Origin of the sequence: Roseisolibacter agri (assembly GCF_030159095.1) — a bacterium.
Classification (GTDB): domain Bacteria; phylum Gemmatimonadota; class Gemmatimonadetes; order Gemmatimonadales; family Gemmatimonadaceae; genus Roseisolibacter; species Roseisolibacter agri.
In genome coordinates this window covers 376,562-400,549 of the sequence record NZ_BRXS01000003.1, presented here as the reverse complement: position 1 = coordinate 400,549, position 23,988 = coordinate 376,562, and the positions used below count along the sequence as shown (strand labels likewise).

At 74.2% G+C, this 23,988-nt stretch carries 16 protein-coding genes; 5 read left to right on the top strand and 11 right to left on the bottom strand.

Going from position 1 to position 23,988, the window contains the following annotated elements; all coding sequences use genetic code 11:
* Window positions 1–32: 32 nt before the first annotated feature.
* Together rosag_RS10345 and rosag_RS10340 are read left to right on the top strand one after the other, a co-directional pair.
* Window positions 33–1,280 carry an MFS transporter gene (locus rosag_RS10345; RefSeq protein WP_284350035.1) on the top strand — a complete coding sequence of 416 codons (1,248 nt, stop codon included), beginning with the start codon at window positions 33–35 and terminating at the stop codon, window positions 1,278–1,280.
* A gap of 376 nt (window positions 1,281–1,656) precedes the next feature.
* The gene (locus tag rosag_RS10340; protein WP_284350034.1) at window positions 1,657–2,457 is read left to right on the top strand and encodes a LolA-like protein; all 801 of its coding nucleotides are present in this window, start codon (window positions 1,657–1,659) and stop codon (window positions 2,455–2,457) included.
* A gap of 175 nt (window positions 2,458–2,632) precedes the next feature.
* Here rosag_RS10340 and rosag_RS10335 read toward each other — a convergent pair whose 3' ends face one another.
* The 5 genes from rosag_RS10335 to rosag_RS10315 form a co-directional block, all read right to left on the bottom strand.
* Complete coding sequence (locus tag rosag_RS10335) at window positions 2,633–3,745, bottom strand: HD domain-containing phosphohydrolase (RefSeq protein WP_284350033.1); 1,113 nt, start codon at window positions 3,743–3,745, stop codon at window positions 2,633–2,635.
* Window positions 3,742–6,531 (bottom strand): ATP-binding protein, encoded by a 2,790-nt coding sequence (locus rosag_RS10330; protein WP_284350032.1) that lies wholly within the window; start codon window positions 6,529–6,531, stop codon window positions 3,742–3,744. The genes rosag_RS10335 and rosag_RS10330 overlap by 4 nt, the downstream gene beginning before the upstream one ends.
* Before the next feature lie 306 nt (window positions 6,532–6,837).
* Entirely contained in the window at window positions 6,838–7,689 is an 852-nt protein-coding gene (locus rosag_RS10325) for a menaquinone biosynthesis family protein (RefSeq protein ID WP_284350031.1), read from the bottom strand.
* A complete protein-coding gene (locus rosag_RS10320) occupies window positions 7,686–8,564 on the bottom strand; it encodes a zinc ribbon domain-containing protein (RefSeq protein ID WP_284350030.1) in 879 nt (292 codons plus the stop codon). The genes rosag_RS10325 and rosag_RS10320 overlap by 4 nt, the downstream gene beginning before the upstream one ends.
* A gap of 195 nt (window positions 8,565–8,759) precedes the next feature.
* Window positions 8,760–9,164 (bottom strand): CBS domain-containing protein, encoded by a 405-nt coding sequence (locus rosag_RS10315; RefSeq protein ID WP_284350029.1) that lies wholly within the window; start codon window positions 9,162–9,164, stop codon window positions 8,760–8,762.
* Window positions 9,165–9,488: 324 nt separating this feature from the next.
* Here rosag_RS10315 and rosag_RS10310 point away from each other — a divergent pair, with 324 nt between their 5' ends.
* Window positions 9,489–10,838, top strand: a complete 1,350-nt coding sequence (locus rosag_RS10310) for a glutamine synthetase family protein (protein WP_284350028.1) — start codon at window positions 9,489–9,491, stop codon at window positions 10,836–10,838.
* 52 nt (window positions 10,839–10,890) lie between these two features.
* Here the strand turns inward: rosag_RS10310 and rosag_RS10305 are convergent, their stop codons facing one another.
* From rosag_RS10305 to rosag_RS10295, 3 genes are all read right to left on the bottom strand, one after another.
* Window positions 10,891–12,099: an amidohydrolase family protein gene (locus rosag_RS10305; protein ID WP_284350027.1), complete on the bottom strand. Its 1,209-nt coding sequence runs from the start codon at window positions 12,097–12,099 to the stop codon at window positions 10,891–10,893.
* A gap of 92 nt (window positions 12,100–12,191) precedes the next feature.
* Window positions 12,192–12,749 carry a signal peptidase II gene (locus rosag_RS10300; protein WP_284350026.1) on the bottom strand — a complete coding sequence of 186 codons (558 nt, stop codon included), beginning with the start codon at window positions 12,747–12,749 and terminating at the stop codon, window positions 12,192–12,194.
* A 155-nt stretch (window positions 12,750–12,904) separates the two neighbouring features.
* Window positions 12,905–14,416: a glycosyl hydrolase family 18 protein gene (locus rosag_RS10295; protein WP_284350025.1), complete on the bottom strand. Its 1,512-nt coding sequence runs from the start codon at window positions 14,414–14,416 to the stop codon at window positions 12,905–12,907.
* A gap of 305 nt (window positions 14,417–14,721) precedes the next feature.
* Between rosag_RS10295 and rosag_RS10290 the strand changes: the two genes are divergently transcribed.
* Entirely contained in the window at window positions 14,722–17,988 is a 3,267-nt protein-coding gene (locus rosag_RS10290; protein WP_284350024.1) for a VPS10 domain-containing protein, read from the top strand.
* Window positions 17,989–18,233: 245 nt separating this feature from the next.
* Window positions 18,234–19,115 (top strand): hypothetical protein, encoded by an 882-nt coding sequence (locus tag rosag_RS10285; protein WP_284350023.1) that lies wholly within the window; start codon window positions 18,234–18,236, stop codon window positions 19,113–19,115.
* A gap of 389 nt (window positions 19,116–19,504) precedes the next feature.
* Here rosag_RS10285 and rosag_RS10280 read toward each other — a convergent pair whose 3' ends face one another.
* The 3 genes from rosag_RS10280 to rosag_RS10270 all read right to left on the bottom strand — a co-directional run bounded on the left by rosag_RS10280 (window position 19,505) and on the right by rosag_RS10270 (window position 23,916).
* Window positions 19,505–20,353, bottom strand: coding sequence for a DUF4198 domain-containing protein (locus rosag_RS10280; protein WP_284350022.1), 849 nt, complete (start codon window positions 20,351–20,353; stop codon window positions 19,505–19,507).
* A gap of 324 nt (window positions 20,354–20,677) precedes the next feature.
* Window positions 20,678–23,341 (bottom strand): beta strand repeat-containing protein, encoded by a 2,664-nt coding sequence (locus tag rosag_RS10275; protein ID WP_284350021.1) that lies wholly within the window; start codon window positions 23,339–23,341, stop codon window positions 20,678–20,680.
* A 125-nt stretch (window positions 23,342–23,466) separates the two neighbouring features.
* On the bottom strand, window positions 23,467–23,916 hold the full coding sequence (locus rosag_RS10270; protein ID WP_284350020.1) for a hypothetical protein: 450 nt from the start codon (window positions 23,914–23,916) through the stop codon (window positions 23,467–23,469).
* Window positions 23,917–23,988 lie beyond the last annotated feature (72 nt).

Sequence of the window (23,988 nt, the reverse complement as noted above, 5' to 3'; positions counted from 1 at the left end):
TCCGTCGTTCCGTCCTCCGCTTCATCGTCTCCATGCATGATCCGTATGCGGCGCTCCGCGTCGCCGCGTTCCGCCGCTACATCGCCGGGCTGCTGACGCTCATCCTCGCCACGCAGATCCAGGGCGTGGTGGTGTCCTGGCAGGTGTACGCGGTGACGCACGACGCGCTCTCGCTGGGCCTCATCGGATTGGCCGAGGCGCTGCCGTTCATCGGGTTCGCGCTGTGGGCGGGGCACGTGGCGGACCGCGTCGATCGGCGCAAGCTGACCATCGGCGCCACCGTCGTGCTGACGCTCTGCTCCGCGGCGCTGCTCGCGCTGTCGCTGGCGCCGCCGGCGGCGCGCACGCACGTGGCGCTGATCTACGCGATCATCTTCGTCAGCGGCATCGCGCGCAGCTTCCTCAATCCCGCGCGCACGGCGCTGAGCACGGAGCTGGTGCCGCGCGCGCTGCTCGCGAACTCGCTGACGTGGCGCAGCACGACCTGGCAGACGGCCGCCGTCGGCGGGCCGGCGCTGGGCGGCGTGCTGTACGCGCTCGCGGGCGCGCCGCTCGCCTACGCGCTGGACACCGCGCTGATGCTGATCGCGCTGGTGGCGTTCGTGCGCGTGCGGCACACGCCCGCGCCGCGCCCGCCCGCTACGGTGTCGGTGGGCCGCAGCCTGCTCGAAGGGATCGCCTTCGTGCGGCGCCAGCCGGTGCTGCTGGGCGCGATGTCGCTCGACCTGTTCTCGGTGCTGTTCGGCGGCGCGGTCGCGCTGCTGCCGATCTTCGCCAACGAGATCCTGCGCGTCGGCCCGCAGGGGCTCGGCATGCTGCGCGCGGCGCCGGCGGCGGGCGCGGTGCTCGTGTCGCTCTGGCTCGCGCACCGGCCGCCCGTGTCGCGCACCGGCCCGGTGCTGCTCGGCGTCGTCGCGGCGTTCGGGCTGACGATGATCGGCTTCGGGCTGTCGCGCAGCTTCGCGCTGTCGGTGGCGCTGCTGGTGGCGAGCGGCGGCGTGGACATGGTGAGCGTCAACATCCGCTCGATGCTGCTGCAGCTCCTGGTGCCGGAGCACCTGCTGGGACGCGTGTCGTCGGTGAACCAGATCTTCATCGGCTCGTCGAACGAGATCGGCGCGTTCGAGAGCGGCGTCGCGGCCCGGCTGCTCGGCGCGGCGCCGTCGGTGGTGCTGGGCGGCGCGCTGACGCTGGCGGTGGTGGGCGTGACCGCGTGGGCGGTGCCGGCGCTGCGGAAGATGGGCGCGATCCCGCACGCGGACGATCGCGCGGCGGCGTGACGATCGGGCGGCGGGCGGCGGGTCCTGCTCCGTCCCCTCGGCGTCCCACGTCGCACCCGGCGTGCGCGAACTGCGCGTCTGGATACGGATCAAGCGGATGAGAACGATCAGACGGATCTCCTCCGCACCGGCACACGGGCCGTTGCCGCCGCGCGGAGCGGATCCAACTGATCCTTCTCATCCCAAGCATCCGAACCCTCCCGAGTAGTTGCGGCGCGTCGGGTGCGACATCGGCTGCCGAGGGCACGGAGCAGAACAGGATCCGCAGCCGCAGCCCGCAGCCCGCAGCCCGCAGTCGCGGGCCGATGCGATCCGCCGCGCGATGCGCGAGATTGGGGGCGTCCGCGCCGCACTCCCGCGTCCCGAGGCCCATCGCATGCCCGTCGCGCTTCCCCGCCTTCGCCGCACCCGCCAGCTTCTCGTTCTCGCCGCCGGCCTCGCGCTCGGCGCCTGCGCGCCCACGGCCACCGTCGTGCCCGCGCCCACCATCGCGTCGGGCGACGCGCTGCTGGAGGCGATGCGGCAGCGCTACGACGGCAAGTGGTACCGCACGCTGACGTTCACGCAGCGCACCGTGCAGGTCGCGCCCACGGGTGGCCCGGAGCGGCACGGCACGTGGTACGAGGCGATGCAGGCGCCGGGGCGGCTGCGCATCGACACCGACTCGACGCTGCGCAGCGGCCAGCTGTTCGCGCGCGACAGCCAGTTCCTCGTGCTCAACGGCGACGTCCGCCGCGCCGCCGCCGGCCACAACGTGCTGCTGGTGCTCGGCTTCGACGTCTACGCGCAGCCGGCCGCGCGCACGTCGGCCATCCTGCGCGAGCTCGGCTTCCCGAACGGGCCGGTGCGCGAGGACACGTGGCAGGGACGCCCGGTGTGGGTCGTGGGCGGCCGCGCCGGCGACCTGCGCTCGCACCAGTACTGGGTGGACCGGGAGCGGCTGGTGTTCGTGCGCCTGCTCCAGCCCTTCCCGGGCGACACGACGCAGACGTTCGACGTGCGCTTCAACAAGTACCGCCCGCTCGAGGGCGGCTGGATCGCGCCGGAGGTCGAGGCGTTCGTCGGCACGCGGCGGATCCTGTTCGAGGAGTACGCTGATGTGAAAGCGAACGTGGACCTCGATCCGCGGCTGTTCGATCCGCGCGCTTGGACCGCGGCGCGACACTGGCGTCGATAAAGGCGGAGGACGGAACGGCGGAGGACGGTGAAGCGGAGGACGGAAGGGCGTGAAACGATGAGGCGGACCCTCTGAGCTCGAAGCTTCGAGCCTGAAAGGTCCGCCTTTCCGTTTCACGCTCCATCGTCCTCCGCCGTTCCGTTCTCCGCCGTTCCGTCGTCCGCAGTACCGCGCTCTACTCGAGGAACGTGAGGGCTCGCCCGCGAGCGACGGCGGTCCGCAGCGCCGCATAGACGGCGGGATCGAGCAGCGTCCCCACGCGGCTCTCCAGATACGCCACCGCCGCCGCGGGCTCCATCGGCTGCTGGTAGCTGCGCTTGGACGTGATCGCCTCGAACGCGTCCGCCGCGGCGAGGATGCGACCGCCGATCGAGATCTCCTCGCCGGCCAGCCCGCGCGGATAGCCCTTGCCGTCGAAGTGCTCGTGGTGGTCGCCCACGAAGCGCAGCGTCTCGCTCAGGTGGCGCAGCGGCGCCAGGATGTCGAGGCCGATGCGGACGTGCTCCTGCACGTGCGCGTACTCCTCGGGCGTCAGGCGTCCCGGCTTGTGCAGCACGCTCTCGCGGATGCCGATCATCCCCACGTCGTGCAGGCGGCCCGCGAGGCGCACCGCCTCCGTCGCGTCCTCGTCCAGCCGCAGCTCGACGGCGATCGACGACGCGAGGTCCGCCGTGCGCTGCGACGCGCCGCGCAGGAACGGGTCCTTCGCCTCCATCGCCGTCACCAGCGCCTCCGCGACCTCCACGCTCACCGCGTGCAGCGCGTTGCGGTCGCGCTCCAGCTGCTCGGTGGCGCTGGCCACCTCGTCGCGGATCGCGCGCTCGATCTCGCGCTGCTTCACCACCAGCGCGCGGCGATGCAGCGCCTGCTCGACGGCCTGCAGCAGCACCGCCAGCTCGACGGGCTTGAGCAGGTAGTCCACCGCGCCGGCGACGAACGCCGCGCGCGCGGTGGCCGCGTCGTTGACGGCGCTCAGCATCACGACCGCGAGCTCCGGGTCGAGCGCGCGCGCCTGCGCCACGACCTCGACGCCGTTGACGCCCGGCATGCGCACGTCGCACAGCATGAGCGCGAAGCGGCCCGGCGTGATCGCCGCCAGCGCGGCCGCGCCGGACGGCACCGCCTCCACCTCGTACGCGCGCGCGCGCAGGAAGCGGCCGAGCGCGAGGCGGATCGTCTCCTCGTCGTCGACGACGAGGATGCGGACGGCGCCACGCGCGTCGTCGGGCGGGCGTGCGGCGTTCGGCGCCGGCGCGGTGGAAGGCGCGGTGGAAGAGGAGTCGATCATCGCGAACGGACGGCAAGGGCGGAGGCCGGGGCCTCCTCCGGGAAGTCGAGCAGGGCGGGGCCCGCGGGCGCGGGCGGCACGGCCGGCAGCGCCACGGCGAAGGTCGTCCCCTCGCCCGGCGCGCTGCGCACCGTGATGTCGCCGCCGTGCGCCTGCACGATGCCGTAGCTGACGCTCAGCCCCAGCCCCGTGCCCTCGCCGGGCGGCTTCGTAGTGTAGAACGGCTCGAAGATGCGCGCGAGCGCGTCGGGCGGGATGCCGACGCCGGTGTCGGTGACCTCGATCACGACGCCCTCGTCCACCAGCCCGTCGGCCGGGCCGGCGACGCGCGCGCGCACCGTGAGCCGCGGATCCGTCGCGTCGCGCAGCGCGTACTCGGCGTTCAGCAGGAGGTTGAGCAGCACCTGCTGCAGCTTCGCCTCGTCGCCGCGCACCGGCGGCAGCTGCGGCGCGATGTCGAGCGACAGCGCCACGCCGCCGGCGCGCAGCGCGTAGCCGCGCATGCGCAGCACGTGCTCCAGCAGCGCGTCGAGCTGCAGCGGCAGGTGCTCGGGCTCCGTCTTGCGCGAGAACGCCAGCAGGTCGCGCACGACGCCCACCGCGCGGTCGGCCTCGCGCTTGATGAGGCGCGCGCTCTCGCGCTGCTCGGGGCTCAGCCCGTCCTCCAGCAGCAGCTCGGCGAACGCGGAGATGCCGGTGAGCGGATTGTTGATCTCGTGCGCCACGCCGGCCACCAGCTCGCCCAGCGCCGCCAGCTTCTCCGCCTGTCGCAGCTGCTCGGCCCAGCGGCGCTCCTCGGCGTGCTGGTGCTGCGCGCGCTCGTCGAGCAGCAGCACGTCGACCGCCAGCGCCGCCGTCGGCGCGAGGAAGCGCAGCGTCTCCAGCGCGCCGTCGCCGAGCGGGACGCCCGGCGGCGAGACGGCGCACACGTCGCCGATCACGCGGCCGTGCGCCACCAGCGGCACGAGCACCGCGGACAGCGGCGCCGCGCCGGCCGCCACCCACGCCGGGCGCGCCTGCGCCAGCGCGAGGGGCGCGTCGGCGCCGGCCTCGCGCTCCGCGGGCAGGGCGTCCGGCGACGCGACGCCGCGCAGCGCCGCCAGCGCGCCCGTCGCGCCCAGGCAGCGCAGCGCGCCACGCTCCGCGTCGGCGACGCTCACCGCGAGCCCATCGCACGGCACCAGCGGCGCCAGCGCGGCGAGGATCGCGGCCGCGCCCTCGGCGCCGTCGGGCGCGAACAGCGCCGCGCGCGCGACCGCCGCCGCGCCCTCGGCGCGCGCGTGCGCGCGGCGCAGCGCGTCCAGCAGCGAGACGTTGCGCACCGCGACCGCGATCTGCGCCGCGAGGTCCAGCAGCAGCGCGCGCTCGTCGACCTCGAACGGGCGCGGCGCGGGGAAGTGCAGCGCCAGCAGCCCCCGCACCTCGCCGTCGATCGTCAGCGGCAGGAACGCCGCGCTGCGCACGCCCGCGGCCACCGCGGCGCCGGCGTACTCGGCGTCCTCGGGGCGCAGCCCCACCGCCGCGAGGTCCGACGCGAACGCGGGCGCGCCCGAGAGCACCACGCGCCCGCCGAGCGAGGTCCAGAAGCGCGGGTCATCCTGGGGGGGGAGCGCGTGGCCCGTGCCGCCCGCGTACAGGTGGTCCACCTGCCGCGTGCCGCGGTCGGCCATGAGGATGCGGAAGCCGCACACCGCCAGCGCGTCGCCCACGAGCTGCGCGAGCGCGGGGAAGAACGAGTGCGGCGTGACGTGCTGCGCCAGCGCCCGCCCGGCGTCCGCCAGCAGGCGCGCGTGCCGCGCCGCGCGCTCGGCACTGCGCACGAGGCGCGCGTTGCGGAGCGCGAGCGCGCCGTGGTCGGCGAGGCGCTGCGCGAGCGCGCCGTCGGAGTCGCTGAACGCGCCGCGCGCGGTGTTCACCGCGCACAGCACCGCGGCCACCTCGCCCTCGATCAGCAGCGGCGCGACGAGCACCTGCCGCATCCCGAACGCGTGGCCGTAGCGCGGGTCGACGCGCGGGTCGCGGGTGGCCGCGTTCACGATCAGCAGCCGGCGCTCGGTCACCGCTTCGGCGAACAGCGAGGGCGGCGCCATCAGCTCGGTGGCGTGGCCGCGCAGCGGTGCCAGCGTGCCCGCCGCCGCGCCGACGACGCCCTGCCCGTCGTCCAGCAGCACGACGCACGCACCCTCCACCGCCAGCAGCGCGAGCGCGCCGACGGAGAGCTGCTCCAGCGCCGCGGTCACGTCGCCGCCCGCCTGCGCCAGCTCGCGCGCGACGGCGGCCAGCGTCTCCGCCTCGGGGCGCGAGACCGCGGGGCCCGCCGGCCCGACTGCCGGCGCGCCGGCCAGCGATCGCACGACGACCACCGTCTCGAGCGCGGCGCGGCTGCCGGCGGCGACGGGGGTGCCCTCGTGCAGCGGCAGCGGAGCGGGGAGCCGCACGACGTGCCACGCGCTCCCTGGGCGGCCCTGCGCGTCGTGGACGGTGAAGCGGCGGTTGGCGCCCGTGCCGGGCGGCAGCGGCGCGGCGAGCGCCTCGCTGAGCGCCAGCACCGCGCTGCCGAAGCGGGCGCCGCGCAGCGCGGCGTCCAGCGGCTGCCCCACCAGCGCCTCCGCCGGCCGGTCCAGCAGCAGCTCGGCCGCCGGGTTGGCGAGGACGACGCGGCCATCGCCCGCGAGGCCGAACACCGCGTCGTCCAGCGCGCTCCCGAGCACGGCGAGCGCCGCCGCGGCTGCGGACGGCAGCGCGCGGGGCGCGTCGAGGTAGCCGGGCTTGAGGAGGGCGGACACGGGCGCGTCGGAGGGGAGGGGGACGTCTGGAGACGCCCGGGCGCGCGCTCCGGTCACGCCCTGCAGGGCGCTCCGGACGGCAGATCGTGGACCATCGATCCGACCGTCATCGCAGCGGACCCGAACGGCAACCGCATCTGCAAGGATGAAGATCGGATAACGTCTGATAACGACGGATGGCTCCGGTGTGGCGCGACCCACATCGCACCGACGCGGAGCCATCCGTCGTTATCCGATCCTGTCAGAGCTCATCCTCGCCAGTGCCGTTCGGGTCCGGCGCGCCGACGTCGGCCGCGGGGCGGAGCGTCAGTCGCCGACGAACGTCACGTCGACCGGATGCGGGAGGATGCCCGCTTCGTGCCCGCGGCGCAGGAAGAGCCGGACCGCCTCGCGGCCGCGCGCGCCGTAGTCCAGCGTCCAGTCGTTGACGTACATGCCGACGAACGTGTCCGCCTTGGCCGGGTCGAGCCCGCGCGCGTACTGCATCGCGTGGTCGAGCGCGGCCTGCCGGTGCGTGAGGCTGTACGCGATGCTGGCGTGCAGGTGGCGCGCGATCTTCTCGGTCAGCTCGGGCCCGAGGTCCTTCCGCACGACGTTGCCGCCGAGGGGGAGCGGGAGGCCCGTCTCGCCGAACCACCACTCGCCCATGTCGGCCACCAGGTGCAGCCCGCGGTCCTGGAACGTCAGCTGCCCCTCGTGGATCAGGAGGCCGAGGTCGACCTCGCCCGCCTCGACGACGTCCTCGATGCGGTCGAACGGCGTCCACACGGGCTCGAAGTCCGGCTCGTACAGCCGCAGCGCGAGGTACGCGCTGGTGAGCGGCCCCGGGACGGCGATGCGCTTCCCCTTCACGTCGGCCCGCGTGAGCGGCGTGCGCGCGACCAGGCGCGGCCCGTAGCGGTCGCCGATCGACGCGCCCGACGGCAGCAGCGCGTAGCGGTCGGCGATGTACGCGAACGCGTGGATGGAGACGGCGGTGACCTCGAGCTCCCCGCGGCGGGCGCGCTGGTTCAGCGACTCGATGTCCTGCAGCTCGTGGACGTAGCGCAGCCCCTCGGTGTCGATCTTCTCCTCGGCCAGCGCGTAGAACATGAACGCGTCGTCCGAGTCGGGGCTGTGCGAGACGTGGATCGTGCGGGGCGTGGTGGCGGTCGTCATGGCGTGGCGGCCTGGCGGAGCGCGGTGTCGATGTCCGCGGCGTGGCGCTGGTACTCGTCGAGGTTCTTCGCGCGCTCGGCCGGCGCGGCGGCGACCAGCCGCTTGTTGAGGGTCGCGACGGCGGCGGCGTCCCCGCGCATCGTCGCCGCCTTCACCGCCAGCACGAGGCCGAGGAGGTGGTTCGGCTGCTGGCGGAGGATCGTGTCGGCCTGCGCGCGCGCGATCTCGTCCTTGCCGGCCACCTCGGCCACGCGGCCCATGTCGTAGCGCAGGTCGGCGTCGAGCGCGGTGCCCATCTGCGCGTAGTTCTGCAGGGCCATCTCCGAGAAGAAGCCGACGCTGTCGGGCTTCCCCTCGGCGCTCAGGCGCATGATGCGGTCGAAGAGCCGGTCGGCGATGTCGCGCGGCGACAGCTGCGAGAGGTCGGGCGCGCGGCCGGTGCCGGGCGCGCCGCCCGGGGCGCCGGCGGCCCCGCCCGCGAACGGGCCGGCGGGCGCACCCGTCGGACCGCCCTCGCCGAGGGAGGCCTGCGGGAGCGCGTTGAGCGGCGCGTCGAGGGTGCTGCCGCGCGAGCCGCCGAAGTTGCGGCCGGCGGCCATCGCGGCGACGGCCAGCAGGGCGACGAAGGCGACGCCCCAGGGGAGCACGCTGGCGGCGCCGGCGGCGGCCCCCGTGCGCGGCGCGGCGCCGGTGGTGGGCGCGCTGCCCGCGGCGAGGCCGCAGCGGTGGCAGAACTTGGCGCCGGGGCTCAGCGGCGCGCCGCAGCCGACGCAGACGCTGGCGTCACGCGGGGCGCCGCAGGTCGAGCAGAACCGTCCGGTGCCCGCGGCGCCGCACGCAGGGCAGGGGACGGACTGGGTAGCTGGAGCAGACATGGGCTCAAACCTAACGACGGCGGAGAACGGAACGGCGGAGGACGGAGAAGCGGAGGACGGAACGGCGTGATACGAAGAGGCGGACCTCCGCTCGAAGCTCGAAGCGTCCGCCTTCTCGTTTCACGTCCTCTCGTCTTCCGCCGTTCCGTTCTCCGCCGTTCCGTCCTCCGCTTCCGCGGAGTGCCAGCGGAGCGGTCAGGCGGGCTTCGAGATTTCCTCGATCGTCTGCTCCGCCCGCTTGTCGTTCCCGGCCTCCAGCACGACGTCGGCCTGCGAGACGATGCCGACCACCATCCCGCGGTCGTCGACGATCGGGATGCGGCGCACCTGCTCGCGGGCCATCAGGTCCATCACGTCCTTCACGTTGTCGTCGGGCTTGGCCGTCTTCACGCCGCTCGACATCGCGTCGCGCACGCTCGCCGACGTCTTCCCCTCGGCCACCACGCGCAGCGCCAGGTCGCGGTCCGTGATGACGCCGACCAGGAGGCGGCTCTGGTTCGACTCGACGACCGGGAGCACGCCCGTGTCCTCGCTCTGCATCAGGCGCGCGGCCTCCTGCACCGGGGTCTCCGGCGTCACCACGCGCGGGTCCTTCGTCATGATGTCCTGAGCTCTCATCGTCTGATCCTCGGTTGGGTTGGGGCGGGCCAGCCGGAGGGAGGGGGCAATGGGCGTGCCGGTCGTGGAGCGGTGGTGGAGCGGTGGGGCAGCGGTGGGGGAGCCCCCAATGCCGACGGGGGAGCCGACCGTGTGACCGGTCCGCTCCCCCGTCGAGCTCACCTCATTCCGCCACCCACCCTGCGGCCGTTTTCGTCCGGAGACGGGGCCGGCCGGCGCCCGTGCGCGCGGCTGCCGCACGGATGGTGCCCACGCGGGAAGGCACGGCCGATTCCTCGCGGCCCAGCGCGGGCCTACCTTCCGCCCATGCCTGCCGCCCCTGATCCCGCCGGTACCACCCAGCAGGATGTGCTCGCGCTCGCCCACGCTGAGCACGTGCGTTTCCTGCGCCTGCAGTTCACCGACATCCTCGGCGTCAACAAGAACGTCGAGGTGCCGGCGTCGCAGTTCGCCAAGGCGCTGGCCGGCGACATCATGTTCGACGGCAGCGCGATCGAGGGGTTCGTGCGCACCGAGGAGAGCGACATGCTCCTCCAGCCCGACCTCGCGACCTTCCGCGTGCTCCCGTGGGGCGATCCCGACGCGCGCGTGGCGCGCGTGATCTGCGACATCACGATGCCCGACGGGACGCCGTTCGCCGGCGATCCGCGCGCGGTGCTCAAGCGCCAGATCGCGCGCGCGGCCGCGTCGGGCTACACCATGATGGCCGGCATGGAGGCGGAGTTCTTCCTCTTCCGCCCCGCGCCTGACGGCCGCCCCACCACGCAGACGCACGACGTCGGCGGCTACTTCGACCTCGCGCCCGTGGACCTCGGCGAGGACGCGCGGCGCGCGATGGTGGACCTGCTGCAGCGCATGGGCTTCGAGATCGAGGCCGCGCACCACGAGGTCGCGCACGGCCAGCACGAGATCGACTTCCGCTACGCCGACGCGCTCACCACCGCCGACAACCTCGCGACCTTCCGCTGGGTCGTGAAGCACGTCGCGCGGCAGTTCGGGCTCGTCGCGTCGTTCATGCCGAAGCCGATCTTCGGGCAGAACGGCAGCGGGATGCACACGCACCAGTCGCTCTTCCGCGACGGCCAGAACGCCTTCCTCGACGAGGCGGCCGAGTGGCGGCTGTCACGCACCGCGCTGCACTACATCGGCGGGCTGCTGCGCCACGGCCGCGGGCTGTGCGCCGTCACCAACCCGCTCGTGAACAGCTACAAGCGGCTGGTGCCGGGCTACGAGGCGCCGGTGAACGTCGCGTGGAGCATGCGCAACCGCAGCCCGATGATCCGCGTCCCCGACCGGCGCGGCGCCGGCACGCGCGTCGAGCTGCGGCTGCCGGATCCGGCGGCCAATCCGTACCTCGCGCTGGCGGTGATGCTGGCCGCCGGGATGGACGGCGTCGAGACGCAGGCCGACTGGCGCGAGCCCGTCAACCAGAACATCTGGGAGATGAGCTACCGCGAGCGCCGCCGCCTGCGCATCGACGACCTGCCGCAGGACCTCAACGAGGCGTGCGACGAGCTGGAGAAGGACGACGTCATCCAGGCCGCGCTCGGCGAGCACGTGGCGACGCACTACCTCGCGGCCAAGCGGCAGGAGTGGCGGGACTACGTGACGCAGGTGAGCCAGTGGGAGCTGGACCAGTATCTGGCGAAGTACTGAGCTTGAGCGTCGAGCGGTGAGCGTCGAGCGTCGAGGGCGCTCGACGCTCGCCCTACTTCGTCCGCGGCAGCCCCGGCGTGATCCGCTGCGCGTTCTCGTAGTACAGCTTGCGCAGCGTCGCGTCGGGCAGGTCGAGCCCGTAGAGCTTCCAGAACGCGTGGTACGGGCGGTAGTAGTCGAAGTAGTCGTCGCGCGTCTCGAACACGCGCCAGTAGTACGGATACTCCTCCGGCTGGTACGAGTCCTTGCCGAACAGCACGCGATCCTGGAAGCGCACCAGGAAGTCGCGCGCCGCGCGCGGCTGCCGCCCCAGGTCGTAGAGCACCGCGCCGACCTCGGTGTGCACGTTCGGCAGCGCGGTCATCAGCTTCGCGAGGCGCGGCAGGTCGTTGGCGTGCCACCCCATGTGGGCGATGACGAACGTCGTCTTCGGGTTGCGGCGCAGCATCGCGTCGCGCTCCGTCATCAGCTCCTCGAAGCTCGGGAACTGGTCCGCCGGATAGCGGCGCCCGGGGAAGAGCGCGAGCTCCAGCCACCGCTCGTTCTGGTAGTCGATGGGCTGCCAGAACTCCTGCGGATCGGCCGTGTGGATGAACACCGGTAGCTTGAGCCGCGCGCACGCCGCCCACACCGGATCGAGCGCGGGATCGTCGATGCGCAGGCGCGAGCCGTCGGCCTTCTTGATGGAGAGCCCGAGCCCCTTCCCGATCTCGCCCACGCCCACCGCGCCCGCGGCCACGTCGGCCTCGAGCTGCGCGATCGCCTTCTCGGCCCAGCCCGGCCCGACGTTGCGGAAGTCGATGCCGGTGAGGACGCGCACGCGGTTCCGTGCGACCGGCGACGCCTGGATGCTCGCGATCGTCCGCTTGAGCGCGTCGCCGCTGACGTTGTTCGCCGCGACCATGACGCCGAGGTTGAGGCTGTCCATCTGCGCGACCAGGCGCGCCAGCGCCTCGGGCGTGTCGAGCGCGCCGCCCGTCGGGTGCCCGTGGAAGTCCACGGCCGCGTACTTCGCGCGCGGCACCTTGTGCTCCGCCGTCACCAGCGTCGAGCGCGGGCGGTAGTCGAGGATGCTCGGCGCCGGCAGCTCGGGCGCCTGGCAGAGGTTCGGGCGGATCTCGGTCGTGCCCGCGGGGCAGGCCGCCCCGGGCTCGACGCGCGTGGCGCGGGACGCGCCGGGCGGCTGCGCGGCGACGACGACGGGAAGGGCGGCGAACAGCGCGGGAATCGCGCGGCGGGCGAGGGCGGTCGGCAGGCGCATGTCGGGGCTGGAGGGCGGAGCCTCCAATCTGCGCCCTGCGCCGGAGTCCGCCTAGCGGTACTCCGCCTAGCGGTACTCCGCCCAGCGCCCCGTCACTCGCGGCGGCGCACCAGCGCGAGGGCCCGCAGCCGATCGGGCGCGCACTCGCGGCGCGCGAGCGCCCACAGCAGCAGCAGCCCGCCGCACAGCGCGGCCACGTCGGCGACGTTGAACACGAGGCCCGCCAGCGCGCCCGCGTCGACGTGGATGAAGTCCACCACGCCGCGCTCGTGACGCAGCCGGTCGAGCAGGTTGCCGGCGCCGCCGCCGTGCATCAGCGCCAGCCCCACCATCGACGTCGGCGACGCGTGCGCCACACGCCGGTGCAGCGCGTACAGGAACACCAGCACCCACGTCAGCGTGGCGACGTAGAGCCAGCGCTCGGACGCGGCGTGCGCGTCCAGTCCTTCCACCCGCAGGGAGAACGCGACGCCGGGGTTGTAGCGCAGCGGGAACGACAGCGCGCCCTGGCCCAGCGCCGCCAGCCACGGATGGCCCGACTGCGCCATCCACTTGGTCCACGCGTCCAGCAGCACGAGCAGGCCGGTCAGCGACCAGAACACCCGGTCGGGATCGAACGCGCGGCGATCGAGGGTGGGAGCGGCGGCCACGGGCGGCGCGGTGCGGGACGACGAGCGGGCCATCGTGCATGGCAGCCGGCGTGCCGGCGCGCACGCATACGCGCCCGCAAACGACGAGGGGCGGAGCGCCACGTCGCGCCCCGCCCCTCGCCGATCCGCGCCGCGTCGCGCGTCACCGCTTCGCGTCAGGGCACGATCGCGTTGTACGTCGCGCGCAGCACCGGATCCTGCCCGGCGCCCAGGTGGCCCTGGTTGATCGTCCAGATGATCGCGCCGCCCAGCCCCGCGCTCTTCACGTAGGCGCCCTTCGCGGCGATCGACTGCTCGTCGTCGTACGACACGAACTGGCACCCCTGCGGGCCGGTCGGCGACGCGAAGCTCAGGTAGCCCATCTTGGCCACGTCGTCCCACTGCCGCGCACCGGCGCTGTAGTACGTGGACATGATGTTCCGGTAGCTCATCGCGTTGTCGTCGGCGATGATCGTCATCGTGGACGACGTCTGGTTCGGGCCCGTGACGCCGCGCCAGCACACGCCGTAGAACGGGATGCCGATGCCCAGCTTCGCGGCCGGCACGCCCACCGCCACGTAGCGGTCCACGCTGCTCTGCACGGAGCTCGGCGTGTTGCCCTTGGCGCCGAACAGCGCCGACGTGTGCCAGCTCAGCCAGCCGCCGTACGGGCCGGCCATGCTGTACGTCATGACGTTCATCTGGTCGACGACGCCGGCCACCTGCATGTACCAGGAGTCGACCTCGCCCGGGAAGTTCGTGTTCACCCAGCCGACCGGGATCGTCAGCAGCATCCCGGGGCGCGCGGCGCGCAGCTGCTGCAGCAGCGCGAGCAGGTTCGGGCGGTCGACGGAGTCGATGGGCTCCCAGTCGACGTCGATGCCGTCGTAGCCCAGCGCGTCCATCGTCTTCAGCAGGTTGGCGACGAACGTCGCGCGGTTGGCGCTCGACGCCGCGCTCGCCATCGCGTCGTGCGTCCCCGCGCCGCCGAGCATGAGGATCGCCTTGCGGCCGGCCTGGTGGGCGCGCGAGGCGAGCGCGCGCGCCATCGCGGGGCCCTGCGTGTTCGTGATGTAGAAGGTCGTGTCGACGCCGCCGTTCGCGAGCGGCAGCACCGCGCCGACGAAGATGTGCGTGAGGATCGAGAAGTCGACCTCGCTCTCCGGATACAGCGACCGCTGGTAGCCCGCGTAGTAGCCCGACACCCAGCGCGAGCCCGGCGGCGGCGGCGGGGGCGGCGGCGGGGGCGTCGTCGTGTCGCTCGGCGTCACGGCGGCCGAGGGGCTCGAGGCGGGGCTGTCGCCCGCGACGTTGGTGGCGACGACGGTGAAGCTCACCGGGACGCCCGCGGCGAGCCCGGTCACGGTGCCCGTGGTCGTCGGCGCGCTCACGGTCAGCGTCTGCCCGGACGAGGCCTGGACGCGGTAGCTGAGGATCGCGCTGCCGCCGTCGTAGCGCGGCACCTGCCACGACACGGTCGCCTGCCGGGCGCCCGCGGTGGCGACGACGCCGGTGGGCGCGTTCGGAACGACGGGCGTACGCGGCTTCTTGGCCAGCGCGGCTTCTGGGGCGGTCGCGGTCGGAGCGTCGGGCGCGGCGCAGGCGGCCAGCAGCCCGACCGCCAGCGGCACCAGCAGGGCGGCGGCGCGGCGCGTCGGCGACGTCACCGGGAGCAGGCGAGCGGTCATGGAGGGAAGGTGCGGGGTTGGTCGGGGAGGGCCCGGGAGGGCGGCCCCCGGGAGAAGCTGCGGGTCCCCGGACCCCTGCGCATGGGTCATCTGGCAATCCGTTCATGACGGCCGTCACATCTCGTGGCGATTCCGGCTGGCCGCGTGACGGCACCGGCCCGCGCGCCCTCCCTGGCGTCGCCCTGCGACCCCGCGTAAATCGCCCCCGTCCGCGCGCTCTGCCGGGCGCCGCCGGGCGCCGCGGCCGGGCACGCCCACCGGTGGAGACCTCGGTGCCCCGTTTCGCGCGCCCCGCACGACCGCTCGTGCCCGCCGCCCTCGCCGTGCTGCTGACCGCCCTGCCGGCAGTTCCGCTGCCGGCGGTCGCCCAGCCCCCGGCCCCCACGCGCCCCGCGGCCGGCCGCGGCCAGCTCGCGGTCACCCCCGCCACTCCGGGCTCGCCCGCCGACACGGCGCTCGTGCAGGGGCTCCGCTGGCGCAACATCGGCCCCTTCCGCGGCGGCCGCGCCACCGCGGTCGCCGGGCACCCCGCGCAGCCGCTCACCTTCTACATGGGCGCCACGGGCGGCGGCGTGTGGAAGACCGAGGACGCCGGCGGCTCGTGGCGCAACGTCACCGACGGCCACTTCGCGATGGGCTCCGTCGGCAGCATCGCGGTCGCGCCCTCCGATCCCAACGTGCTGTACGTCGGGATGGGCGAGGCGCCGGTGCGCGGCATGTCGTCGTCGTACGGCGACGGCGTCTACCGCTCCACCGACGCGGGCCGCACCTGGACGCACCTCGGCCTGGAGCGGACGCGGACGATCAGCCAGGTGATCGTGCACCCGCGCGACGAGAACACGGTGTGGGTGGCCGCGCAGGGGAGCCGCTGGGGCGGCACGCCCGATCGCGGCATCTACAAGAGCACCGACGGCGGGAAGACGTGGCGCCACGTGCTCGCGGGTCCCAACGCGACGTCGGGCGCCAGCGACCTGTCGATGGACGCGAACAACCCGCGCATCCTGTTCGCCGCGTTCTGGGACCACCAGCGGCAGCCGTGGTACGTGCGCAGCGGCGGCCCGGGGAGCAGCCTGTGGCGCTCCGCGGACGGTGGCGAGACGTGGACGCGCCTCTCGGGCAACGGGCTGCCGAGCGAGATGGGGAAGACCGCGGTCGCGGTGTCGCCGGCGAACAGCGAGCGCGTGTGGGCGCTGATCGAGGGCACCGCCGACAGCGGCGGCCTCTATCGCTCCGACGACGCGGGCAAGAATTGGCGCCTGATCAACGGCGACCGCGTGCTGCGCGCGCGCGCGTGGTACTACATCCACCTCTTCGCCGATCCGAAGAACCAGGAGACGGTGTACGTGATGAACGCGCCGTTCCTGAAGAGCACCGACGGCGGGCGCACCTTCGCGACGATCCCCACGCCGCACGGCGACAACCATCACCTCTGGATCAATCCGCAGAATCCGGACGTGATGATCAACGCCAACGACGGCGGCGCGAACGTCTCGCTCAACGGCGGGCGCGCGTGGAGCACGCAGGAGAACCAGCCCACCGCGCAGTTCTACCGCGCGACGCTCGACGAGCGCTTCCCGTTCTGGATCTACGGCGGGCAGCAGGACAACACGTCGGTCGCGGTGATGAGCCGCACGACCGACGTCGGCGTGACCGAGAAGGACTGGTTCGTGACGGGCGGCTGCGAGAGCGCGTTCCCCGGCGTGGACGCGAAGAACCCGAAGATCGTCTACGGCGGCTGCTACCAGGGCCTCATCGACGCGTTCGACCTCGAGACGCGCAGCGAGCGCGGCGTGATGGCGTACGCCTCGCTGGGCCTCGCGATGCCGTCGGACCAGCAGAAGTACCGCTTCAACTGGAGCGCGCCGATCCTCGTCAGCCGCCACGACCCGAAGGTCATCTACCACGGCGGCAACGTGCTGCTGAAGACGACCGACGGCGGCAACGCGTGGACGGCGATCTCGCCCGACCTCACGCGCAACGACCGCAAGAAGGTCGGCGCCGGCGGCGGCCCGTACACGAACGAGGGCGCGGGCGGCGAGGTGTACGGCACGATCTTCTACGTGGCCGAGTCGGCGCAGGAGCCGAACGTCCTGTGGGTGACGACGGACGACGGGCTGGTGCAGGTCACGCGCGACGGCGGCGCCAGCTGGCAGAACGTCACGCCGGCCGGACTCGGCGAGGGGCTCGCGAACGCGCTCGACCTGTCGGAGCACGCGAAGGGCACGGCGTACCTCGCCTTCACGAAGTACAAGTTCGACGACAACCGCCCGTACGTGCTGAAGACGAGCGACTACGGGAAGACGTGGTCGCGCATCGACGCGGGGCTGCCGGAGCTGCCGGTGCGCGTGGTGCGCGAGGATCCCGCGCGCGCGGGGCTGCTGTACGTCGGCAACGAGAGCGGCGTGTGGATGTCGCACGACGACGGCCGCCGCTGGGCGCCGCTGCAGCGCAACCTCCCGCGCGTCCCCGTCACCGACCTGCGTATCAGCACGCTCGGCGACCTGGTGGCGGCGACGGAGGGGCGCGCGTACTGGATCCTCGACGACCTGTCGCCGCTGCGGCAGCGCGCGGACGCGCTGCGCGACGCGTCGCGTCCGCTGCTGTTCGCGCCGCGCCCCGCGTACCGCTACGCGGTGGACGGCGGCGCGCCGGTGCCCGCGGGCGCGGCGCGCGGACAGAACGCGCCCGGCGGCGCGACGATCGACTTCGTGCTCGCCGCGAAGCCCGACAGCGCGCGCCCGGTGCGCGTGGAGATCGTGGGCGAGGGCGGCACGGTCCTGCGCCGCTTCCCGACGCCGCGCGACCGCATGGCGACGGGCGGCCCGCCGGGCGCGGCGCCGGGCTTCGCGCCGGTCGCGGGGCACAACCGCCTCGTGTGGAACCTGCGCACCGAGGGGCATCGCGTGATCCCGGGGCTCGTCTACGATGGCCCGACCACGGGCTGGGTGGTGCCGCCGGGCAGCTACACGGTGCGCCTGCTCGTGGGCAGCGACACGCTCGCGCGCCCGCTGGAGGTGCGCGACGACCCGCGCGACGCGAGCGCCGGGACCGTGGCCGAGCGCACCGCGGGGCACGCGCGCCGCGCGGAGATGAACCGCGCGATGGCCGCGCGCGTGGACGAGATCACGAGCGCGGTGCTGCAGCTGCGCGACGTGCGCGACCAAGTGACGAAGCTGGCCGAGCGGGCGAAGGCGGAGGACACGACGTCGGCGGCGGCGCGCACCGCGCTGGCCGCGCTCGCGACGCGCGCGGCGGACGTCGCGAAGCGCACGAGCGAGCTGGAGGCGACGCTCGTGCAGCTCAAGCGCCGCACGCAGCAGGACGTGGTCAACTTCCCGCCGGCGCTGCTCGACCACTACCTGTTCGTCGCGCGCACCGCCGACGCGACCGATCCGCCGATGACGCGCGGCCTCACCGACCGCGCGGCCGACCTGGACGTGGAATGGCGCACGCGGCGCGAGGCGATCGACGCGCTGCTGGCGCGCGACGTGGCGGAGCTCAACCGGCTGGCGCGCGAGGGCGGCGTGCGCGCGGTCGTCACGCCGGCGCCGCGGCCGACGACGGTGATGTGAGCGCGGGGACCTACGGAAGCCCATCGGTGCGTGCTGGCGCGAACCTTGTGTGATCGCGCCGCACGCGCCGGCACGGGCACCGCGGACTCGCGCCCATCGCGTGACCAGCACGACGGGTTGATGGCGGGCTGACGAGCGGGGCCGCGGCCGCGACGCGAAGGGACGTGATGCGCAGGACCTGGGACGCAGTGCACGGCGCGCTCGGGATGGCGTTGTGCGCGACGATCGGCTGTGGCGGCGCCGGAATGCCACGGATCCGCAGCAGCCTGCTGCCGCCGGTCGTCGCGTGGAGCGGCGACTCGGTGACGCTGAGCGGGCGCCGCTTCCACCACGTGGTCGCGCCGACGCACGAGCTGTACGTCGAGTCGGCCGCGCACCTGCCCGCGCTGCAGGAGCAGCTGGACGCGTCGGCGCGCGAGTTCGCGCGCCACTTCGGGCCGGCGCCGCGCGTGGCGGTGCTGCTGTTCGACGCGCCCGCCGATCCGTACCGCGACTTCGACTTCGCGCCCTTCGTCGCGCGGCGCGTGCAGGTGCTCGCCTTCGTGCGCGGGCGCGACGCGCAGAAGGGGGGCACCCTCGGCGTCGAGGAGCGGCTGCTCGCGGCGCGGCTGGCGGAGCTGTACCTCGCGGCCTACGCGGACTCGGTGAGCCGCGGCCTCGCGCGCGCGCACGGCGACACGCTGCCCACGCACGAGCGCGCGCTCGACCGGCTGCCGCACTGGTTCACGGAAGCGGTGGTGTCGCGCGTCGCGCGCCCGGACGCGGTGGAGCGCGGCGTGACGTTCGTGAAGCAGAACCGCCCGCGGCTCATGCCGCTGCGGCGCCTGTTCGCGCTGGCGCGGCTCGGGATGCCCTTCTGGAGCGAGCTGGCGCACCGCGAGGGCGTCGTGCGCACGTACAGCGAGCCCACCGCGCAGACGCCGCCCCCGCTGCTGGCCGCGGAGTCGACGGCGTTCGGCGAGTTCCTGGTGTCGCGCTACGGGCCGACGTACCTGCAGGCGCTGGCCGACGAGCTGCTGGCGGGGCGCAGCACCGAGGACGCCGTCGCCGCGCTGCCCGGCGGCGACGCGGCGTCGCCCGCCCTCGAGGAGGCGTGGCGGGAGTGGCTCGCGACCGCGGCGCCGTGACCGGCGCTGCGGACTGCGGGCTGCCGGCTGCGTGCGGCTCCGTGCCCTCGGCGTCCGACGTCGCACCTGGCTCGCACCAGCTGCGCGGGAGGGGGGCGGATGCTCCGGATGGGACCGGATCGAACGGATCGGCCCGCGTGGCGGCGACGTCCCATGCACTGAGAGGAGCGATCCGCCGCATCCGTCTCCATCCGGAGCATCCGCATCCTCCCAGAGGGCAACGGAGTCCAGCGCGCCTGACCTGGAAGAGCGAACGGCATTGGACAGGATGACGGGATGGCGAAGAGGCTCCGCGTTGCGCGTCGTTCCATGCGCTCTGTGGAGCCTCCTGGTTCATCCCGTCATCCTGTCTGAAGCAGCTCGTCGTTCACGCGGCACGCCGCAGGTACCTACCGCACCGCGATGGTGAGCGTCGCGAAGTCGCTCTCCCACTCCGACTGCGCCGTGATCGGATGCCGCAGCTGCGTGGCGCGCAGCAGCCAGCGGCCCGCGCGCGCCAGCGGGATCGCCACGCGTCCGTCGGCATCGGTGCGGCGGGGCGGGAGCGCCCGGCCGTCGGGGCCCACCGCGCCCACCATCGCGGCGGGCACCGCGTGGCCCTGCTGCAGCAGGCGGACGACCAGCGTGTCGCCCGGCCGCAGCGTGGTCGGATCGCGCAGCGGCACCAGCTCCAGCGGCATCCCCGTCGGCTGCGCCCACGACGCGTCGCCGCTCGGGCGGGGGCGCAGCGGGCTGCTCACCAGCACGTGCGTCGTCGCGTGGCGCGCGGAGCGCTCGCGCCAGTGGCGCACGCCGTTCACCGGCAGCTGCCGCAGGTAGGCGACGCGCACGCTGTCGGGGGCGCCGATCCGCCTCAGGTAGTCGACGACGCCCGCCGAGTCGAGCGTGAGGACGCGTGGCGCGAGCGAGACCCAGACCGTGGCCACGCCGGCGTGGCGCAGCGGCACGCGGAAGCGCAGCGCCCGTGCGCCCGCGGCGGGCGTGGGGAGCGGCTCCGTGCGGCCGCCCGTGCGCACGCGCGCCGTGCGCACGCGGGCGGCGGCGATGGCCGTGGCGTTCGTCGGGAACGACGGTCCGCTCGTGAGGTCGAAGGTCGCGTCCACGCCGGCGGGCGACGTCGCGCGCGCGGGCACGAGCCAGGTGTCGTGGGCGGCCGCGGCGGACGGGCCCGAGGCCAGCACGACGCCCATCGTCAGCGCCGCGGCGAGCGCGCCGGTGACCGGTCGGAGGAACGGCATGCCGCCAAGTTGGCGCGCGGGCCCGCCGGACGGCAGAGCCTCGGACGTCACGCCGTCGGCCGGGATCAGGACGGAACGGCGGAGGACGGGGAGGCGGAGGACGGAACGGCGGAGGACGATGAAGCGTGAGACGAAGAGGCGGACCTCTCAGCTGGAAGCTTCGAGCCGAGAGGTCCGCCTCACCGTTTCACGCCCCATCGGTCTCCGCCGTTCCGTCCTCCGCTTCATCGTCCTTCGCCGGATGGCGCCCCGACGAGCGCGACGCGGGGGGCGCCGATGCCGGCGCCCCCCGCGTCGTTCCCTGCGGCGACCGTCGGTCCGCGGTCAGCGCCGCGCGCCCACGATCGCCTGCTGCAGGCGCTGGAAGCGGGCGGACGCGCGCTGCAGCGTCACCTCGAGCGGCGAGCGGCCCGTGGCGAGCGGCTGCCGCGAGAAGCTGCGCAGCGCGCCGGCGAAGGTGCCCGTCTTGTTCGCGAACTGGAACGTCGTGCCCTCGGCCGGGACGCCGCCGATGAAGGCGAGGAAGTTCCCACCGTAGGTCGAGAAGCCCCAGTCCGTGCGCGTCGCGGGGCGCAGGCCCCAGTTGGCGTCGAAGCCGGCGGCCGTCAGGTCCGGAACCGACAGGTCCCACGTCGCCGGCGCGCTGCCGCCGACGTAGCCCGGCGTCACGCTGATGTTCGCGGTGCGCGTGGCCTGCGTGAAGCTCACCGACGCGCCGGCGTTGTACGACGCCTGCGACGCGGCCGTCGCGCGCAGCCGCAGGTACGGCGTCGACGTGATCGCCGTGACCGTCGCCGCCGACGGGGCCGGGCCGATCGTCACGCTGCGGTCGGTGATCGTGCGGACGAACGAGTAGATGCCGCGCGAGCTGGTCGAGTCGCCGCGCACGTTGGCGAACGCCACCAGCGCGTGCATGTCGCCGGCCTGGAGGCGGTCGGTCGGCACGCCGGCGTAGCGCAGCGGGCTGCTGCCGAAGTTGAAGAAGACGCCGCCCGTCCCGAAGCCGCTCAGGTTGAAGGCCCCGGTGAAGAACGAGGTGGCGACGAACGCCGTGTCCGTCCCGGCGCCGTTGATCGTCAGGTTGGCGGTCGCCGGCGCGAACGACTCGGAGCCGTTGAAGTCCAGCGTCGGGATGACCGCGTTGTTCGCGTAGTTGACGCCGCGGCGCAGGATCAGCCGGTTCGGCGTCAGCGAGAACGTCGCGAGGTCGATCGACGAGCGCGAGGCCAGCAGGTTGAGCGAGCCCTCCGGCACGCTGTCGAGCGTGAACGCCGTCTGGCCGCCGACCAGGATCTCCGAGCTGCCGCCGAGCGACACCGACGCGAAGTCCGTGGCGCTGACGCCGGCCACGCTGCCGGTGAGCCGCTTGGTCCCACGCGGCAGGCTCGCGCAGCGCTGCTGCCCGCCCGCGATCAGCTCGGCCGCCGTGCCGTAGACGACCGTGAGGTCGTAGTTCGTGCCCGTCTGCGTCACGTAGGCGATGCCGCCGCGCGCCGGGACGTTGAACGCGAACGTGTTGTTCGCGCCTGCCGTCACGCGCGTCCAGGCGCCGTTGTCGTTCTGGTAGGCGAACCAGATGGGGATGTCCGGCGCGCAGAAGGCGTACGACACGTTGCCGCCGCCGGTGCTCGGGGCGGTGACGTTGACGCTGAGCGTCGTCGTCTGGTTGGCGAGGCCGGTGGCCGCGCCGGTCAGCGTGATCGTCGCGGTGCCCGTCGTGGCGGTGTTGCTGGCGACGACGGAGACCGTGGCCGTGTTGCCCGTGACCGGGTTCGGCGTCACGGTCACCTGCACGCCGTTCGGCGCGCCGGTGGGCGTGATCGTCACGCCGCCCGCGAAGCCGCCGGTGCGCGTGACGTTCAGCGTCGTCGTCCCGGTCGCGCCCTGCTGCACGCTGACCGCGCCCGTCGTGCCGAGCGTGTAGCCGCCCACCTGCACGGCCGGCGTGACGGTGACGTTGAACGTCGCCGTCTTGGTGCCCGTGACGCCCGCGCCGGTCGCGTTGACCGTGATCGGATACGTGCCCGCGGCCAGCGTGGACGCGGCCGTGATCGAGAGGTCGGCCGTGTTGCCCGTCGTCGCCGCGGGCGCCGTGATCGTCAGCCCGGCCGGTGCGCCCGTGGTCGTCAGCGTCACCGCGCCGGTGAAGCCGCCCGAGCGCGTGATCGTGACGGTCGAGGTGCCGGCCGCGCCGCCCGCCGCGACCGAGGCCGCGCCCGCGGCGATCGAGAAGTCGGGCGTCGCCTGCGCCGCGGCGACGGTGACGTTGAGCGTCGTCGTCTGCGTGCCGGTGATGCCCGCGCCCGTCGCGTTGACGGTGATCGGGTAGGTGCCCGGCGCCACCGCCGACGTGGCCGAGACGGCGATCGTCGAGGTGTTGCCGGTGCTGGCGGCGGCGGGCGTGAGCGTGAGGCCGGCGGGGATCGTCCCGCTGGTCGTCAGCGTCACCGCGCCGGCGAAGCCGCCCGTGCGCGTGATGTTGATGGTCGCGGTCTGCGCCCCGGCGCCCTGCGTCACGGTCAGCGCCGCCGCGGGCGCGATGGTGAAGCCCGGGACGACCGGCGCCGTGACCGTCACGGTGAGCGGCGTCGTCACCGCGGCGACCGCGCCCGTGCCCGCGGCGCGCACCGTCAGGTTGTACGTGCCGGCCGGCGTGGCGGAGCCGGTCGTGATGGTGATCGTGCTGGCGGTGACGCCCGACGCGAGCGCCGCCGGGTTGGGCGTCGCCGAGCCGGCCGGGATCGTCCCCTCGACCGTCAGGTTCACCGCGCCCGTGTACCCGCCGCCGCGCGTGACCGTCACGGCGGCGGTGCCGCTCTGGCCCGCGACCACGGTCACCGCGGGCGTGGCGACCGACACGCCGATCGTCGGCGTCGGCTCCACCGTCCCCCCGCCATCGTCGCTGCTGCAGGCCGCCGCGGAGAGCGCGAGGGCCAGTCCAACTCCGAGCCGTCCCCAGCGGGCGAACGGCGAACGCGTGTATGTCACGAAGACCTCCCGGATCTGATTTTCTGCTGCGCGAACAGGAGCAAGGGGGGCGAACATATGACGATCCGATCATGCGCGCGAGGGCCGAACGACCCATGCGCCGGCCGCCCTGACCGGCTAGGGCCCTACCGCGCGACGGCGTCGACGGTCACCGCGACCGACCGCGACGCGGTCATGGCGCCGCCCTCGCCGACGGCCTGCACGTCGTAGACGTAGGTGCCGGGCGGCGTGCCGGCGGCGCTCGCGACGCGCACCAGGCTCACGTCGTGGGGAAACGCGAGCGCCGCCGCGTCGAGCGTGACCGCGAGCCCCGCGGGCGCGCTCGCCGGCGCGACGACGGACAGCCCGACGGTGCCGGCGAAGCCGCCGCCGCGCAGCACGCGCACGGTCACGGAGTCGGCGCGGCCGGCCACGACGCGCAGCGCCGTGGGCGCGACCGACAGCGTCAGCGAGCCGAGCGTCGTCAGGCGGTCGGTGCAGGCGGTGGTCGCCATCCCGCTCGCGCATGCGCCGACCGCGGCCGCGAGGGCCGCGACGCGCAGGCGGCGCCCGCGGCGGGAGGGCAGGAGGAGCATGCGCGCCAAGGTATGCGTGTCGGCCGGTGGGCGCACGGACGAATGCGGGATGAATGCGGGACGAATGCACGA

What these genes read in the sequence shown, in the direction of transcription:
- rosag_RS10345 (WP_284350035.1), top strand. Translation starts at nt 33, where the DNA reads ATGCATGATCCGTATGCGGCGCTCCGCGTCGCCGCGTTCCGCCGCTAC.
- rosag_RS10340 (WP_284350034.1), top strand. Translation starts at nt 1,657, where the DNA reads ATGCCCGTCGCGCTTCCCCGCCTTCGCCGCACCCGCCAGCTTCTCGTT.
- rosag_RS10335 (WP_284350033.1), bottom strand. Translation starts at nt 3,745, where the DNA reads ATGATCGACTCCTCTTCCACCGCGCCTTCCACCGCGCCGGCGCCGAAC.
- rosag_RS10325 (WP_284350031.1), bottom strand. Translation starts at nt 7,689, where the DNA reads ATGACGACCGCCACCACGCCCCGCACGATCCACGTCTCGCACAGCCCC.
- rosag_RS10320 (WP_284350030.1), bottom strand. Translation starts at nt 8,564, where the DNA reads ATGTCTGCTCCAGCTACCCAGTCCGTCCCCTGCCCTGCGTGCGGCGCC.
- rosag_RS10315 (WP_284350029.1), bottom strand. Translation starts at nt 9,164, where the DNA reads ATGACGAAGGACCCGCGCGTGGTGACGCCGGAGACCCCGGTGCAGGAG.
- rosag_RS10310 (WP_284350028.1), top strand. Translation starts at nt 9,489, where the DNA reads ATGCCTGCCGCCCCTGATCCCGCCGGTACCACCCAGCAGGATGTGCTC.
- rosag_RS10305 (WP_284350027.1), bottom strand. Translation starts at nt 12,099, where the DNA reads ATGCGCCTGCCGACCGCCCTCGCCCGCCGCGCGATTCCCGCGCTGTTC.
- rosag_RS10295 (WP_284350025.1), bottom strand. Translation starts at nt 14,416, where the DNA reads ATGACCGCTCGCCTGCTCCCGGTGACGTCGCCGACGCGCCGCGCCGCC.
- rosag_RS10285 (WP_284350023.1), top strand. Translation starts at nt 18,234, where the DNA reads ATGCCACGGATCCGCAGCAGCCTGCTGCCGCCGGTCGTCGCGTGGAGC.
- rosag_RS10280 (WP_284350022.1), bottom strand. Translation starts at nt 20,353, where the DNA reads ATGCCGTTCCTCCGACCGGTCACCGGCGCGCTCGCCGCGGCGCTGACG.
- rosag_RS10270 (WP_284350020.1), bottom strand. Translation starts at nt 23,916, where the DNA reads ATGCTCCTCCTGCCCTCCCGCCGCGGGCGCCGCCTGCGCGTCGCGGCC.